The sequence below is a fragment of the Porphyrobacter sp. MBR-49 genome, from assembly GCF_053628655.1.
Window position 1 is genome coordinate 105,770 of the sequence record NZ_JBRJGU010000003.1, and the last position, 17,282, is coordinate 123,051.

Annotated in this window: 8 protein-coding genes; 1 reads left to right on the forward strand and 7 read right to left on the reverse strand. The window is 60.3% G+C overall.

Annotation, left to right across the window (positions count from 1 at the left end):
* Positions 1 to 9: 9 nt before the first annotated feature.
* The 5 genes from ACSSV3_RS05005 to ACSSV3_RS05025 all read right to left on the reverse strand — a co-directional run bounded on the left by ACSSV3_RS05005 (position 10) and on the right by ACSSV3_RS05025 (position 7,883).
* Positions 10 to 1,785, reverse strand: a complete 1,776-nt coding sequence (locus ACSSV3_RS05005) for a sodium:solute symporter family protein (protein ID WP_354322637.1) — start codon at positions 1,783 to 1,785, stop codon at positions 10 to 12.
* Positions 1,786 to 1,798: 13 nt separating this feature from the next.
* Positions 1,799 to 2,170 (reverse strand): DUF4212 domain-containing protein, encoded by a 372-nt coding sequence (locus ACSSV3_RS05010; protein ID WP_354322639.1) that lies wholly within the window; start codon positions 2,168 to 2,170, stop codon positions 1,799 to 1,801.
* Positions 2,171 to 2,333: 163 nt separating this feature from the next.
* Complete coding sequence (locus tag ACSSV3_RS05015; protein ID WP_354322640.1) at positions 2,334 to 2,636, reverse strand: hypothetical protein; 303 nt, start codon at positions 2,634 to 2,636, stop codon at positions 2,334 to 2,336.
* A 155-nt stretch (positions 2,637 to 2,791) separates the two neighbouring features.
* Entirely contained in the window at positions 2,792 to 5,641 is a 2,850-nt protein-coding gene (locus tag ACSSV3_RS05020; RefSeq protein ID WP_354322641.1) for a M16 family metallopeptidase, read from the reverse strand.
* Between the two features lie 40 nt (positions 5,642 to 5,681).
* Positions 5,682 to 7,883 carry an acylase gene (locus tag ACSSV3_RS05025; RefSeq protein WP_354322642.1) on the reverse strand — a complete coding sequence of 734 codons (2,202 nt, stop codon included), beginning with the start codon at positions 7,881 to 7,883 and terminating at the stop codon, positions 5,682 to 5,684.
* Between the two features lie 204 nt (positions 7,884 to 8,087).
* Here ACSSV3_RS05025 and clpB point away from each other — a divergent pair, with 204 nt between their 5' ends.
* Positions 8,088 to 10,664 (forward strand): ATP-dependent chaperone ClpB, encoded by a 2,577-nt coding sequence (clpB, locus tag ACSSV3_RS05030; protein ID WP_354322644.1) that lies wholly within the window; start codon positions 8,088 to 8,090, stop codon positions 10,662 to 10,664.
* Positions 10,665 to 10,754: 90 nt separating this feature from the next.
* Here clpB and ACSSV3_RS05035 read toward each other — a convergent pair whose 3' ends face one another.
* Both ACSSV3_RS05035 and ACSSV3_RS05040 read right to left on the reverse strand, forming a co-directional pair.
* Entirely contained in the window at positions 10,755 to 13,946 is a 3,192-nt protein-coding gene (locus ACSSV3_RS05035) for a TonB-dependent receptor domain-containing protein (RefSeq protein ID WP_354322646.1), read from the reverse strand.
* Between the two features lie 336 nt (positions 13,947 to 14,282).
* The gene (locus ACSSV3_RS05040; RefSeq protein ID WP_354322647.1) at positions 14,283 to 17,228 is read right to left on the reverse strand and encodes a TonB-dependent receptor domain-containing protein; all 2,946 of its coding nucleotides are present in this window, start codon (positions 17,226 to 17,228) and stop codon (positions 14,283 to 14,285) included.
* Positions 17,229 to 17,282: the final 54 nt, after the last annotated feature.

Sequence of the window (17,282 nt, forward strand, 5' to 3'; positions counted from 1 at the left end):
GACCTCGCTTTAGTGAGCCTGCGCCTCACCCACCCCGCGCGGGACGCGGATCGAATCGACCAGCTTGCGTACTTCGAGCGGTGGGCTTGCGGCTACCGATGACACCGCCAGCGCGATGCCAAAGTTGATCAGCATCCCGATCACCCCGATGCCTTCGGGCGAAATGCCCAGCAGCCAGTTCGCGGCATTGCTGGCTTGCGGGTTCACCAGCTTGAAATAGACGATGTAGCCGAAGGTAAACACCAGGCCTGATACCATCCCGGCAATCGCGCCTTCCTTGTTCATGCGCTTGGAAAAGATGCCCATGAAGATCGCCGGGAACAGCGTCGCTGCCGCGAGGCCAAAGGCGAACGCCACCACCTGCGCGACCCAGCCCGGCGGATAGACGCCGAGATAGCCCGCAATCACGATCGCCACCGTCGCCGCGATCCGCGCCGCGCGCAATTCGCCCTTTTCCGAAATGTCCGGGCGGAAGGTCTGTTTCAGCAGATCGTGGCTGACCGAGGCCGAGATCACCAATAGCAGGCCCGCCGCGGTGGACAGCGCCGCCGCCAGCCCGCCTGCCGCCACCAGCGCCACCACCCAACCCGGCAGATTGCCGATTTCCGGGTTGGCCAGCACCATGATGTCCTGATCGACATAAAGCTCGTTGGCGTTGCCTTCGACCGGAGCATTGCTCACCGCGCGTTCGCCCGATGCGCCGGTTTCTCCGGTGAATTCGGGCTTTCCGGCAAAGGCATCGCCCTTGCGGTATTGCATCACCCCGTCGCCGTTCTTGTCCTTGAACGCGATCAGGTCATTGCTTTCCCAATTGGTGAACCAGCCGGGGGCTTGGCTATAGGATTGCTCGTTGACGTTATCGATGAAGTTGAGCCGCGCAAAGGCGCCGACCGCTGGCGCGGTGGTGTACAGCAGGGCTATGAACACCAGCGCCCACCCGGCCGATTTGCGCGCATCAGACGCCTTGGGCACGGTGAAGAAGCGCACGATCACGTGCGGCAGGCCCGCCGTGCCGACCATCAGCGCCAGCGTGATGCAGAACACGTCGATCATGCTCTTCTGCCCATCGGTATAGGCGCCAAAGCCCAGATCGCCGAGCACCAGGTTGAGCTTTTCAAGCACATACAACCCCGACCCGTCGTTCACCGTCGAGCCCAGCCCCAGTTGCGGGATCGGGTTGCCGGTAATCATGAAGCTGAGGAAGAAGGCGGGCACCATATAGGCGAAGATCAGCACGCAGAACTGCGCCACCTGCGTATAGGTGATGCCCTTCATCCCGCCGAGCACCGAGTAGATGAACACGATCCCCATGCCGATGATCACCCCGGTGGTGATGCCCACATCAAGGAAGCGCGAAAACACGATCCCGACACCGCGCATCTGCCCGGCGATATAGGTGAAGCTGATGAAGATCAGGCAGATCACCGCAACCACGCGGGCGGCCTTGCTGTAATAGCGGGTGCCGATGAAATCGGGCACGGTGAACTGCCCGAACTTGCGCAGGTATGGTGCCAGCAACAGCGCCAGCAACACATAGCCGCCAGTCCAGCCCATCAGATAGACCGACGCATCATAGCCGACAAAGGCGATGATCCCGGCCATCGAGATGAAACTTGCCGCGCTCATCCAGTCGGCGGCGGTGGCCATGCCGTTGACCACCGGGTTTACTCCGCCGCCCGCGATGTAGAATTCCTTGGTTGATCCCGCGCGGCTCCAGATGGCGATGCCGATATAAAGCGCGAAGCTTGCCCCCACGAACAGGTAGATCAGGGTTTGCGTGTCCATTGTCTGCGCCCCCTCAATCGTCGAGATCGTACTTGCGCTCAATCCGCTTCATTGTGACGACGTAGACGAAAATCAGCCCAATAAAGACGTAGATTGAACCCTGCTGGGCGAACCAGAAACCGAGCGGGTATCCGCCCAGCATGAACTGGTCGAGAAATTCGCGAAACAGGATGCCCGCGCCGAACGAGCACGCGAACCAGATCGCCATCAGCACTATCAGCAGGCGGATATTTTCATGCCAATAGGCATCCTCGCGCAGATTGGTTTCACCGTCGGCGGTGGTTTGATTGATGTCGGGCAGGGCATCGACCCCATCGTGATGCATCGGCGCTGCGTCCGGGTCATCAGATCCCGGCACGTCGCCCTGCGGCGTCGGTTGGCTCATCTGTCATCCCCCTTTGTTGAGTGCGCCTGTGCGTGAGGGTGTGCCTGATCCCAAAGCGCCTTACCATCATCGCATTCACACAAAACGCCGCCGAAGCAGGTGCTCCGGCGGCGTTTTGCAATTTTGTGGCCTGACTACGCGCAAATCACGCAAGCCGGGACGATCAGGCTTCGCGCTGGCCCGTCAGCGGCATCGCGCCAAACGCGCCCGCATTGACCGAACCGGTCAGCTGGTCGCCGTCCACGGTCGCTTCGCAATCCAGCGTCATCGGCATCGGCACGACCATGTTCATCTTCCAGGTCAGCGTGTTGCCGGCAATCTTGCCATCAACCACATCCATCGAGCCCAGGCTGCCGACCAGCGAGCCAGTGAAGCTGTCACCATCACCCGGAACGACAGTAAAAGTGCCCGACTGATCGCCCATCGGGCTTTTCACGACGGATTTATAGGTACCTGCAACCGACATAATCTAACTCCTCGATTGGCCCGGAGCCGTGCGGCGATCCGGGCGTTGAAACACGTGTGGCCGGACGCTCCCGACCACGCAAACTTGTGGCCTGTTGTTTACACTTATGTCAGCGCGCTTCAACCGGATTTGGGCCAAAGCGCGCTGATCAAGGCTTATTCGCCTTCCAGCTCGCGCTGTTCGATCGGCAGGCCGAGCGGTTCGAGCTGGCTGCGTACCTTATCGGCATCGCCAACCACCACCCACACGAACTTGCCGGTATCAATGCTGGCGCGGGCGACGGCATCGAGGCTGTCCGCCGTCTGCGCGCGGTAGATGCTGGCGAGCGTTTCGGAAAAATTATCTGGCCGTCCGTAAAGCGCGTTGTTCTGCATTTCGCGCAGCACCGCCGGGGAGGTTTCGAACAGGCCCGGCAGCCTGCCAACCGACGATGCAATGGTGCGGTCCAGTTCGTCAGCGGTGACGCCCTTCTGGGTCAGGAACTCTTCTGTTTCGCGCAGCATTTCCGCCAGCGAATCCCCGGTGCGATCAGCCTGCACGCCGCCCGAAATGGCATAGATCACCGCATTTTCACGCGGTTGCGCGCCGCCACGCACGCCGTAGCTCCAGCCCTTGGTCTCGCGCAGGTTCATGTTGAGGCGGGCGAGGAAATCACCGCCCAGCGCGTTATTGGCGCTGTTAAAGGCAACGAAGGCCGGATCGCCTGCATCCAGCGGGGTGACTTGGCCGCCGTAGATAAAGCTCTGCGGCGAATTGGGGCGGTTAATCAGGATGATGCGCCCCCCTTCGCTGACCTGCTCGGCCGCGATCTGCTTGGTGCCCTTGGGCGCAGCCGGAGCCGCCCAGTCGCCAAACGCGCCGTTCAGTTCGGTGACGATGTCGGCCAGCGGACGATCGGAAATGACGAAGACTTCGCCATTATCGGGGCGGATCCAGCTGTCCTTGAACGCAATCAGATCATCACGGGTGATCGCGCTGACGCTTTCGACCGTGCTGACCCCGCCATAGGGCGTGTCCGCGCCGAACAGTTCGGGTGCCAGCGTGCGCACGGCGACGCCTTGCGGCGACTTCATCGCCTGACGGATGCCGGTAACGGTCTGGGTGCGCACGCGCTCCAGATCGGCCGGGTTGAACGCCGGTTCGCGCATGATCTGGCGCATCAGATCAAGGCTGGGGGCAAGGTTGGCGGTCAACGCCGACAGCGTGAAGGTTGACCGGTCATCGCCGCCGCCGACCGAGATATTCGCGCCCAGCCGTTCGCTGGCCTCGGCAATGCCTTGCCCGGTCAGCTTCGCCGTGCCTTCGTCGAACAACTCCATGGCGACGTTTTCAAGCCCGCGCTTGCCCGCCGGATCGGCGGCGCTGCCTGCGTTGAAACTCATCGCCACATAGGTCGCGGGCACCGCGGTGCGCTGGGCGTAAGTGACCTTCATGCCATTGGCGAGGGTTGCGCGTTCGAGATCGGGGAAATCAAGCTCTGCCACAGTGTCAATCGCGGGCTTGGGCCGTTCGACGGTGACGGTCAGCGTTTCGGCTTCGCGGTCGCGTTCCGAGGCATTGTCCGCAGCGGCGACCGAGGCGGCCTCCTGATACTCCGCATCGCGCGCGCCCGGTTCGAGCACCAGCGTGAAGGCGGGCTTGGTCATCCACCGTGCCATCGCGTCCTTGACCTCGGCGGGGGTGACTTTGGCGAGGCGTTCAAGCTCGGTCGCGTAGAACGAAGCATCGCCCGCCAGCACTTCGCCATTGGCCAGCGTCACTGCCTTGCCGCTGAACCCGCCGACCTGCTCCAGCCCGCGAATGGTGCGGGCAAGCTGACTGGTGGCTGCGCGGCGCACTTCGTCTTCGGTGGGGCCTTCAGCGATGAATTGTGCGACCAGTTCATTGAGCCGCGCTTCGAGCGTCGCAACATCCACGCCCGGCTTGGCCGTCGCGCTGACCGACAAAAGGCCGACCCGTTGGAAATTGCTGCTGTTTGCAGACACCGCGACTGCAAGCTGTTCATCGCGCACCAGCACTTCATCCAACCGGCTCGAAGCCAGCCCGCCCAGAATGCTCGTGCCAACATTGAGCGCGGTCAGATCGGCATCGGTGATGCCCGGCGCGGGCCAATAGCGGGTGACGCGGGTGGCCGCGACCTGATCTTTCATCACTGTGCGCACATCCTCCGCCAAGGTTGGCACGTCCGCAGCCTTGGGCGTGTTGACCGGCCCGCGCGCAATCGGGCCGAAATACTTTTCGGCCAGCACCTTTGCCTCAGCCGCCGAGACATCGCCCGCCATCACCAGCGTGGCGTTGTTGGGGCCGTATTTGTCGGTGAACCACTTGCGCACATCGTCCATCGACGCGGCGTCGAGATCGGCCATCGAGCCGATTATCGAATGGTGATAGGGGTGGCCTTCGGGGAACAGGGTTTTCAGCAGTTCATAGAACACCAGCCCGCCCGGCTGGTTATCGCCCTGCCGTTTTTCGTTCTGCACCACGCCGCGCTGGTTATCGAGTTTTTCCTGCGTCACCGCGCCGAGAAGATAGCCCATCCGGTCGCTTTCCAGCCACAACGCGCGCTCCAATGCCGGACGAGGCACGGTCTGGAAATAATTGGTGCGGTCGAAATTGGTGGTGCCGTTGTAATCGGTCGCGCCCATTTCGGCGAGGTATTGGAAGTAATCCTGCGGCGCGTTTTCCGAACCGTTGAACATCAGGTGTTCAAACAGGTGGGCAAAGCCGGTCTGGCCCTTGGGTTCGTCTTTCGAACCGACATTATACCACACCGCAACGCCGACCACGGGGGCCTTGCGATCTTCGTGCACGATCACGGTCAACCCGTTGTCGAGCACGAACCGCTGATAGGGAATCTGCACCTGCGCAACCAGTGCAGGCAGATCGGCGCTCGCCTGTGGGGCGGCGCTGCTGACGGCGTGATTATCGGCAAGCGCCGGGGTGAGCGGTGTGGCGAGCGCGAGGGCAAGCGCCGAAAGGCTGGTGGCAGCAAAACGGATGGTCATGTGTGATGGCTCCGGTGAGAAAACGAAAAGAAATTATCGGTTAGCGGGCGTTGGTAACGGTCGCCCGATTGCTGGCATTCGCCAGCACATCATCGCGCCAGAAATGCACCGGCTTCAGCTGTTGATCGACGAACAGCCGCATCTGGTCGGTGTAATGCGGGCTTTGGGGCCGGGTGGAGGCTGCACCAAACGGTTGAACCGAGCGGGAAAAAACCCGCTGACCCGGCTGCCATTCGATCCACATGATGAAACTGTCTCCATGTTTGAGGCTGAGACGCCCGTCGTCGTCCACATCCCATGTGGTCGAGGCGCGCAAGGTGTCCGACCCGCCATCGAGCGGCAAATCGACATCGCCCTGCCGCAACCGCAGCAGATCGGCCATCGGCGGATCAAGGCGCCCGAAATGGGTGGTGAGGTGATCGGCGGCGGCTTGCAGCTTTTCTTTGACGTCCGGAAATGGCTTGTTGGAATAGTCCGCCGACATGAAATCACGGATCACCAGCAGCGCAATCGCATCGGCACGGCCATTATTGTCAGCGGTGAAATCCCAGCTCAGCAGCAGATCGCGCGCTTCGTCCAACTGCCCATCAGCCTCCATCGCCGCCAGCGCATCGAACAGCCGCGCGACATAGCCTTCGCGCTCGTAAGCGGTATCATATTTGATCCGCTCCAGTGTCGCCCGGTCAAGCACGCTGGCTTCGCCCAGCAGCTTGTAAGCGCGCCACGAACGGTTGGTCTGCTTGCGCTCGATCCCCAGCACCGGCGAAAAATCATCGGGCGCAAGATCATCGCCCGCGCCCGCTGCGGTGAAGGGTTCGTTGTTGGAATTATACAGCCACCCGCTCGCCGGGTTCACCAGCTTGGGCAGCGCGGCGTAATCGACCGCGCCGTTCCAGATCAGGTCTGACCGGTCACCGGGCAGCACACCGCGCCAATCGACCCTCACATCTGCGGGCCGGTTGGGGATGGCGGCGTTGTAAACATAGGCGATGGTGCCAGTCTTGTCGGCATAGATGAAGTTGGTCGAAGGGATCGCCATCCGCGCCAGCTGCGCTTCCCATTCGGCAAAGCTGGTCGCCTTGTTGATGCGGTAATAGGCATCAAGCTGGTCGATCCGGCCAATCCCGCCATAGCGGATCGCAAAGGCGCCCTTGGCGTTGCGGATCACCGGGCCGTGGACCGAGCGCAGCACTTCGCGCCGGATTGGCAGCACCACCGGACCAACCTTGACCGGCAGCGTCACCCATGTGCTGTCCAGATCGCGCCATTCGCCATCCAGCCGGTAGCGGGTGCCTGTCTCGTCGAGTTCCAACTGGTAGATATCGATCATGTCCGGGGTGTTGACCGTGTTGGTCCAACCCAGATGTTCGTTATGGCCGAGGAAGGGGAAGGGCGATCCGGGGAAGTTCGCGCCGGCAAAATGCCAGCCCTCACCGCTTTCCACCACCAGTTCATACCACGCCACCCCGCCGCGCAAGGGCTGATGCGAATTGGAGATCAGCGTGGTCGGCCCGCCCGATTTTTCGGGACTGACGGCAAAGGCGTTGGAGCCAAGGTGCTGCGCGTCTTCGCCCAGCGGCAGCACCAGCGCCTTGGTCTGCTTCGGCGCAGCTTGGGCAGCTTCAGCTTCGGGCACTTGAGGGCGCGGGAAGCCGGGGATGTCGGGGCCGTGTTCGCGCGGCAAGGTGTCTCCTGCCACCAAGGGGCCGATCACCGCGTCCAGCCCGAAAAAGAACGGCTGGCGCAGCGCAAACCCGGCGGCGACGTCCACGCCAGTGACCGGAAACAGGTTGGCGAGCTTGAGCTCCGCAGGGTGCTGCTCGGCATAGTGGTTAAGACCCGCAGCATAGGCTTCAAACAGTGCGCGGGTATCTGCGGGAAGTTCTGGATAGCCGCGTTCAGCCGTGCCGCGCGCGTCGATCAGGTGGTAGGCGTAATCAATTTTCGCCCCGTCCTCGCCTGCAATAGCGCCGTAACGCCCGCGCGACATGGCGACCACGTCCTGCAAGGTGAAGAAATCATCCTCGGCATGGGCGACCGCAACCCCGAACGCGGCGTCGGCGTCAGTTTCGCCATAGATGTGCGGCACACCGAACTGGTCGCGGATGATTTCAGCGGTATAGGTGCGGGCGGCGGGCGCATTAGCGGCGCTGGCGAAATACGGCTCCCACGTGGCGAGCACCGTCAGGCCAAGCGCCAGCACACCGCCAAACGCAATCACGCCGCCCTTGATCCACTTCATCCGATTTCTCTCCCAAATCCTGCGCGATATGCATCGCTTGTGCGGGCAATCCGGTCAAGCGGACGAGCGCCCTCTTGCCGAAGTCAGTTGTCCGACCCACCTAGTTAGATAATACACCGGGCACCAATTATTTGCTTGCCGGGCTCTTGTGTTGCCAATTTACAACACTATCTCGCGGCGGTACGTTTGGAAGGGTTAAACGCCATGAATCTCGAAAAGTTCACCGACCGGGCCAAGGGCTTTCTGCAAAGCGCGCAAACGGTTGCGATCCGTATCAATCATCAGCGCATCACCCCGCTGCACCTGTTGAAGGCGCTGCTGGAAGATAGCGAAGGCATGGCTGCGGGTCTGATTCAGCGCGCAGGCGGTGAACCTGCCTTGGCGGTGGCGGCGGTCGATGCGGGGCTGGCCAAGATCCCGGCAGTGACTGGCAGCGGCGCGCAGGCGACGCCGGGGCTGGATAATGATGCGGTGCGGGTGCTGGATCAGGCCGAACAGATCGCAGACAAGGCGGGCGATTCCTACGTCACGGTAGAACGCCTCTTGGTCGCGCTGGCCCTGTCGCAGACTGCCGCAGGGGAGGCCTTGAAGGCCGCCAGCATCACTCCGCAAGGCCTCAATGCCGCGATTGAACAGCTGCGCGGCGGCAAGCGCGCCGATAGCGCCAGCGCCGAAAACACCTATGACGCGATGCAGAAATTCGCGCGCGACCTCACCCAGGCCGCGCGCGATGGCAAACTTGATCCGGTGATTGGCCGCGACGAGGAAATCCGCCGCACGATCCAGATTCTCGCCCGCCGCACCAAGAACAACCCTGCGCTGATCGGCGAACCCGGCACCGGGAAAACCGCGATTGCCGAAGGGCTTGCGCTGCGGATTGCCAATGGCGACGTGCCTGACAGCCTCAAGGGCCGCACCCTGATGAGCCTTGATATGGGCGCGTTGATTGCGGGTGCGAAATATCGCGGCGAGTTTGAGGAACGGCTGAAGAGCGTGCTCGACGAGGTGAAGGGCGCGGGCGGCCAGATCATTCTGTTCATTGATGAAATGCACACCCTGATCGGCGCGGGCGCGTCCGAAGGATCGATGGATGCATCGAACTTGCTCAAGCCCGCTCTGTCGCGCGGCGAATTGCACTGCATCGGGGCAACCACGCTCGACGAATATCAGAAATACGTCGAAAAAGACCCCGCGCTCCAGCGACGCTTCCAGCCGGTTTTCATCGCCGAGCCGAGCGTTGAGGACACCATCAGCATCCTGCGCGGGATCAAGGACAAGTACGAACTCCACCACGGCGTGCGCATCACCGATGGCGCGATTGTGGCGGCGGCGAAGCTGTCTGACCGCTACATCCAGAACCGCTTTCTACCCGACAAGGCAATCGACCTGATGGACGAAGCGGCCAGCCGCATCCGCATGGAGGTGGAGAGCAAGCCCGAGGAAATCGAAACGCTCGACCGGCGGATTATCCAGCTGAAGATCGAGGAATCAGCGCTCGGCAAGGAGAGCGATCAGGCGTCGAAAGACCGGCTGATCGCGCTGCGTGAAGAACTCGCCAACCTCGAACAGCAGTCGGCCGAACTCACCACCCGCTGGCAGAATGAACGCGACAAGATCGAGGCTGAAAGCCGGATCAAGGAACAGCTCGATGCCGCACGGCTGGAACTGGAACAGGCGCAGCGCACCGGCGATCTCGCCAAGGCGGGCGAGCTGTCTTACGGGCGCATTCCGGCACTCGAAAAGCAGCTCACCGACGCGCAGGCGCTGTCCGAAAACGCGCTGCTGCGCGAAGAAGTGACCGAGGAAGACATCGCCGGTGTCGTCAGCCGCTGGACGGGTGTGCCGGTCGACAAGATGATGGCGGGGGAACGCGAAAAGCTGCTGGCGATGGAGGCTATCCTTGGCAAGCGGGTGATCGGCCAGCGCCAAGCGATCGAGGCCGTCTCCAAGGCCGTGCGCCGTGCGCGCGCGGGGCTGCAAGACCCTGGCCGTCCGCTGGGCAGCTTCCTGTTCCTCGGCCCCACGGGCGTCGGCAAGACCGAGCTGACCAAGGCGCTGGCCGGGTTCCTGTTCGATGATGACAGCGCAATGGTGCGCATCGACATGAGCGAATTCATGGAGAAGCACGCAGTCGCCCGGTTGATCGGCGCGCCTCCGGGCTATGTCGGCTATGAAGAAGGCGGGGTGCTGACCGAAGCCGTGCGCCGCCGCCCCTATCAGGTGGTGCTGTTCGACGAGGTGGAAAAGGCGCACAGCGATGTCTTCAACGTGCTGCTGCAAGTGCTTGATGATGGCCGCCTGACCGACGGGCAGGGCCGGGTGGTCGATTTCAGCAACACGCTGATCATCCTCACCTCAAACCTCGGCAGCCAATATCTCGCCAACCTGCCCGACGGCGCGGAGCCTGCTGCGGTCGAAAAGGACGTGATGGACGTGGTGCGCGGGCATTTCCGGCCCGAGTTTCTCAACCGTCTGGACGAGATCATCCTGTTCCACCGGCTGGCGCAGGAACACATGGCGCCGATTGTCGAAATTCAGGTGGGCCGGGTGCAGAAGCTGCTCAGCGACCGAAAGATCACGCTTGAGCTGACCGATGCGGCGCTGCGCTGGCTTGGCCGGGTGGGCTATGATCCGGTTTACGGCGCACGGCCCCTGAAACGCGCGGTGCAGCGTTACCTGCAAGACCCGCTGGCGGAAATGCTGCTGGAGGGCAAGATCAGCGATGGTGCCACGCTACATATTGATGAGGGTGACGGCCAGCTTTCCATACAGGTCAGCTGATCGGAGACTTTACCCTTACGAGTGGCAACAAAAAAAGGCCCCGGTTTCCCGGGGCCTTTTCGTTTTCAGGCCTGCGCCCTTCCGGTCGAATTACAATTCCGCCCGGAACGATGCGAAGAACGTGCGGCCGCGGTTCGAGAAAATCCCTGAACCCGCGCCAGCTCCGGTAAGGCCGAACGGCGGCAGCTTGTCAGTGATATTGTCAACGCCGACCGTGAAACGGTAATTATCTTCGATGTCGATATCCAGCCGGACGTCCTGGGTAAGGCGCGTCGGAAATTTCTGAAACTCGGCATCGAACACATCAGGATTGCGCGGCGGTGCCTTGACCAGTTCACCGGTCGTGCAAGGGGTGTCTGTGCGGGGAATGGTGCCGGTCGTGCACAATTCGATATTGTTGTTGATGTTTTCACGAGCGCCGTTGAACTGACTATCGACAAAACGACCTGACCACGACAGCGTGAACGCCCCGGCGGTGTAGGCCGCGTTGAAGTTCGCCGCCCAGACCGGATCGCCAAGTTCGCCGCGGACATCATTGGGCACTTCCGGATTATTGGTATCGAGGAAGTTGGTCCGATCGATCACATAGGTCGCAATCGCACGCAGCGACAACCGGTGGCCATTGCCGAATGTCCTGACGTAGCGCGCGTCGAAATCAAGCCCTTCGGCTGTCAGTGCCGCAAAGTTGATCGGCCCGGTCACGAGCGCCGCATTGACATCGAGCGAGCCATCCGGCTGGCGTGGCCTGATCGCCTCGCAGAACGTATTGTTGAGATCGGCGGCATCGAAGCAATTGTTCAAAATAGCTTGCGGGCCGACGTTTGCGATCACGTTGTCAATGTCGATATTGTAGTAGTCGACCGACAGGCTGAAGCCCGGCAGGAACCGCGGCTGGATGATCGCACCCGCGGTAAAGCTGTCCGAAGTTTCTGCCCGCAGCAGAGTATTACCACCCTGTAAAACCGAGCGGTTGCCAGTGATGTTCTCGTCAAAACCGACAGGCACCCCGGCAGCAAGGCAGTTCGCTGCGCGCGTGCCCGACCCCTGATCGATGAAGTCCACATCGCACGGGTCATCGAAGAACAGGAAGTTGACCGTTTGCGGTGAGAACAGGTCAGACAATGTCGGCGAACGAACCGACCGCGAAAAGTTGGCGCGGAAGCGGAGATCACGGATCGGTGCCCAGATCCCGTTCAGGTTCCACGCTTCAACCGTCCCGGTCGATCCAGCGCCCGAGTTGTAATCGGAGATACGACCAGCAGCTGTAAAGGTCAGCTCTTCAAAGAAGGGCCGGTTCGCGAGCAGCGGTACGTTAATTTCGCCGAACAGTTCATACACTTCAAGTGCCGGTGGATCGAACACGTCAAAGGCGTTGAAGAAGGTGTTTCCGCCCGCCGAAAATTCATCGGGCTGTTCAAACGCGGTTTCGCGCCGCCATTCACCACCAACAACCACACCTACCGGGCCACCGGGCAGTTCAAAGAAGGGTGAACTGTCGGTCGAGATGAACCCAAGAACGTTGTATTGTTGTGCTTTCCCATCCAATTGCGATGTTGTGTTGATGAACGCGAGCGCTTCATCGCTCGGCGCGCCAAACCCGAACGGGTTGAGCGGAACACAGCCCGGCAGGTCGTTGGACGGATCGGCATCGACGTTGACGCGGCAGACAATGTTGCCGCCGTCAACCACCGAATCAAGCGCAGCGCGCGTGTTTGCGAAAATCAGATCATTCTGAGCCTCAAGCTGGGTAGTGAACCGGCCATAACTGAACGACAATTCATAGCGCGTGTTGCTGGAAATATCGCCATCAACCCCGCCGACGAAACGATAGGTTTCGCGGTTGAGCTTGTCATTGCGGGTGCCAAAATCGCTGTTGTTGCGATTGATGAAAAAGCCCTGCGACAGGCCAGCAGGTAGCCCGAAAAAGCCGAGCAGTTCATCCTGAATATTCGTGATCGTCTGTGCGTCAGCCGGATCAAGGAATGCGTTGGTAATCGGCACAAAGAAGAACGCCGATGATGCTACGTCAGCGCAACTCGGATCAAGCCCTGAGGCACCGGCCAGACCGCCGCAGAAGCTGTTGAAGAAAGACGGTGTTCCCTGACCCAAAGTGTCGATATTGACATATTTGAATTCAACAAACGGACGAAACGCGGACGACACCTCAAAATTGGCCAGAAGATTGATGGTGGTGCGTTCAATATCCGGAAGTAAAGTGCCGTCAGACAGTGCAGTACCCGTTCCGTTTGAGGCAAGCCCGTCAGCAGCGAACTGATCGGTGACTTCGCCGAACAGGCGTCCATCCGCGCCGAAGCGGAAACGGCGCTCCAGCCCGTTTGCATCGCATGCCAGAGGCTGCGAAACTTCGTCGGAAAGGCAGAAAGTCTGCACCGTCCCGCCATCGGAAATAAAGTCGAGCAGCAGGTTGCGGGCGAGGATGTTGTCGGGGATGCCGTTGCTGTTGGTCAGACCTTCGGCCGTAGTATCATCGGGGTTGACGACGAAGCCCGTAAAGCCAATGCCAAAACCCGAAATTTCCGGACGCTGTGAATTGAACACGCGTTGGCTATCGGCGTACTCAGCGGCCAAGGTGATGTTGCCGCGGCCATCGGCGAAATTCTTGCCCCAAACGCCTTCAACGCTGAACTGACGGCCATCTCCACGGTCAGAAATGCTGACAAGGCTATCAAGCTGGAGGCCTTCATAGTCGTCGCGCAGGACAAAGTTGACGACACCGGCGATGGCTTCTGAACCATACACAGCCGATGAACCACCGGTAACCACATCGACCCGTTCCAGCAGTGCGCTGGGGATCGTGTTGGTATCAACCTGGAATGATCCGACGCTGGACGTGACGTGCCGACGACCATTGACCACCGTCAGTGTGCGCGCCGTGCCCAAGCCGCGAAGATCGAGGAGGTTGAGGCCGGTCGTGCCAATGAACCGCTGCGAGTTCGAGCTGTTAAAGGTCGAACGCAATGCAGGCAGATCGTTCAGGGCATCGCCAAGGCTGATGTTGCCGTCGTTCAGGATTTCGTCGCGGGTCACCGAAATCACCGGAACCACCGAGTCGAGGTTTACGTCGCGGCGAATGCGCGAACCAGTGACTGTGATCCCGCGTGTTTCTGCGGCAGTTTGTTCGGGAGTTTCGGCGGTGGTGACCGCTACCTCTTCTTCAGTCTCCGCATCCTGCGCCAGCGCCGGAGCGGACATTGCCAGCGCGGCAACGCCAACACTTGCAAAAAGGCCGACGCGGCGTTCTGCATTGAAAAACCTGATCATGTATGAGGTCCCTTGTTAAGAGCGGAGCGCCCCCGCTTCCAAAGCGCAACCTAATTGCGTTCGCACCCGCTACGCAACGCCCAGACAGGTTCCTGAACAAAAATTCAGAATTAAATTGTTCAAAGTTGCAGTTTTGCAACATTCTAGCGTTAGATATGGCCCCTTGCGCGCCCAGCCTTTCGCGAGGGCCCGCCCGGCTTTGCCAATGTCCTGTGGCGAGCTTCCGCCGGGCCTAAGCTGCGTTGATTGCCCCTAACAGCCAACAGTTTGTGCGCTGGACAAAAAAAGAGGGCGCAGCTTGCGCTGCGCCCTCTGATTTTGTGCCGGAGCGACGTCTTAGAAGGTGACGCGACCGGTAACCGAGAACCGACGGCCCAACGGATCGTAGGTCGATGGGAAAATGTTCCCGCTGTTGAACGAAGTCGAACCGATGTTGCTGCCAACCACCTTCGGATCATTGTCGAAGAGGTTGATAACCGCAGCGGTAAACGCGAAGTTTTCGGTCGCCTGGAACCGCACGGTCAGGTCAAAGTAATGCTCTGCCCCGATGGTTTCAAATTCATCGAGGAACGGAGCCTGGCCGGCAGCGTTGAACACCGAACGTTCAAGCTTAACACCGTCGATGTAGCGCCACAGGAGCGATGCATCGACACGTTCAAACGACAATGTCGAACGCTGGGTGAACGCGAAATCAGGTGTGATCGATCCACAGTTGGTCCCGAAGAACCCGGCGCATTCAAACACCGTGTCAGTCGGGTCATTCGTGTTGGGATCAAAGCTGTTCGTGTCGGTCCAGTTACCGTTGAAGTTAAGGTTCAACCCGGCAAAGCCAAGATCGGTTGCGTAGTTGATCACCAGATCAATACCGTCAGTCTTGATCTGCCCGAGGTTCGACACGGAGGTCAGGATACCCGGGGTGGTTGCGACCGAGCCGAACAGGTTGCCGGTCGCCGGGTTGCGGCGGATGCTGTCGGTGCACAGCGGATCGCTGGCCGATGCAGCCGTCACGACTGGGGCGGTACGGAAGTTCGAACCAAAACAACCGATGAACACGCTATCCACGGTCGGCGAGGTGATCGCATCGGTCAGATTGATGTTGTAATAATCAACCGTGACCGACAGGCCCGGGACGAAGTCAGGTGTGAACACCACACCAACTGTCCAGGTGTCGGCTTCTTCCGCTTGGAGGTTCGGATTGCCGCCTTCGGTCAGGTTTACCTGACCCGCCGGATCGACGATGATGTTGCCGATCGAGGTGGCCGGAGCGCCCTGAGCAATACAAACTGCCCGAAGATCCGCGTTGGTGATGGCACCAGCGCAAGGGTCGCTGTCAAAGTTGTCAAGCCCGGTAACCCGCGGCGAGAACAGTTCACCAATGTTCGGCGCACGCGTCACCTGCTGGTAGTTGCCGCGGATCTGAACGCTGGGGATCGGGCTGATCGTGCCGCCCGCTTTCCAAGTATATTCAGTGCCGGTGGTCGAATAATCCGACACACGACCAGCGAGTTGCAGGGTGGCTTCGTGAACGAAACCGCCTTCAACCAGCGGAACGTTGAGTTCGCCGAATATTTCGCTGACATCATAGGTGCCGAAGCTATCAGGGCTAGCCGCACCATTGCCGAGCACTTCGCCCGGGGTCTGGGTCAGCAAGTCCGAACTGGTTCCAGCTTTATATTCCCGATATTCAGCGCCAACCACGAAGCTGACCGGGTTTGTTGCCCAGGGCAACGAAGCGCCGAAGTCGCCCGAAATGAAGCCCTGCACCTGGCCCAGCGAGGTTTCAGTCCCGGCCGAGTTGCCGGTATCGAGGAAGCCCTGAACTGCTGGCGTAATGCTGCCTTCCGGCCCGAACAGATCGATCGGCACACATCCGTTTGACGGATCGAGGCAAGCTGCCGGATCGGTCGAAAGGATCGACTGTTGCAGGCGCGAGAACAGGCCGTTGCCGCTCTGCCGCGAATCGATTTCGCTTTCACCATAGGCACCGAAAACTTCGTAGCTGATGTTATCGGTAATTCCGCCGCGGAAACCGGTCTTGAACTGCCAGAGCTGGGTTTCACGTTCGTTGTTGCGGGTGCCGAATTCTGTAAAACGACGACCGAAATCGATGTCGACAGTCTGGAAGTTGGGATCGGTCGGATCGGTCGCCAACGCACCGGCATCGCACTGAGCTTGCGTGAACAGCGGCGTACCACCACCAGTATCAAATCCGCAAATCTGGTTGCGGATACCGGCGGGCAGGAACGGGTTGGAAAGCGGGGTTTCAAACACGTTCCGGAATGTGCCCGAGGACGCGATGATCGTGCTGTTGGTGCTCTGCACGTACATCGCTTCGGAGAAGATTTCGACTCCCTCCGTAATTTCGTAGCGAGCAGTCCCAAAGAGGCGGTACTGTTCGAGCGGCACCTGGAAAATGTTCTGCGGGTTGAAGTTGAACGGCCGATCAAACGGAACCAGCGAAGTGCCATCAGGCGAGATTTGCAATGTTCCGCTGGTCGTCCCCGGAACGGAAATGACCGTTGGGACAGCAGTGCTCGACCCGCCCGCATTGCCAGTGACCGAGCTCAGGTTGAATTCACCGAAGGGGCGATCACCCTGAAACACGGCCTTGCGATCGGTGTAACCCATGCTGAGGGTGGCGTTACCGCGACCATCATCAAAATTGGCACCGATCGTCAAATCGACACGGTAGGTATCGCCGTCACCTTCGTCAGTAATCTGACTGGTGCCCGAAAGATCAACGCCAGCAAAATCACTTTTGGTGATGAAGTTGACGACACCCGAAATGGCATCCGCACCATAAGCAGCGCCAGCGCCGCCGGTAAGCACATCAACGCGCTCAATCAGCGCGACCGGAATGACATCGAGGTTGGTGATGCCGGCAAGGCCAGCCGGAACAACGCGCGTGCCATTGAGCAGCACGAGGTTGCGGTTTGCACCAATGCCGCGAAGATCGACAAAGGTCGAACCGCCGTTACCATTGTTCACCTGCGCGCCGATGCTCGGCGTGATGCCCGGAATTTCGCGAAGGAAATCATCCACCACGGTCGCCTGGCGAAAATCAATATCGTCCGCCGTGACCACGGAAACCGGGCTGGATGCCGTCAGGTTCGGGTTGTTAATACGCGAACCGGTCACGACAATCGTGCTCGCCGGATTTGCGGCGATATCGTCCTGCGCTGCGTCGTCCTGTGCGAACGCCGCCTGCGGCGCGAGCGCGAAGCTTAGCGCCGCAGTAGCGACACCAGCGTTAAGCGCCCTCAAAAACAATTTGCTTTTCATCAAGATCACCTTCTGTTGTGATGTGGTAATAAGATTACCGATAAACGCGGCCGA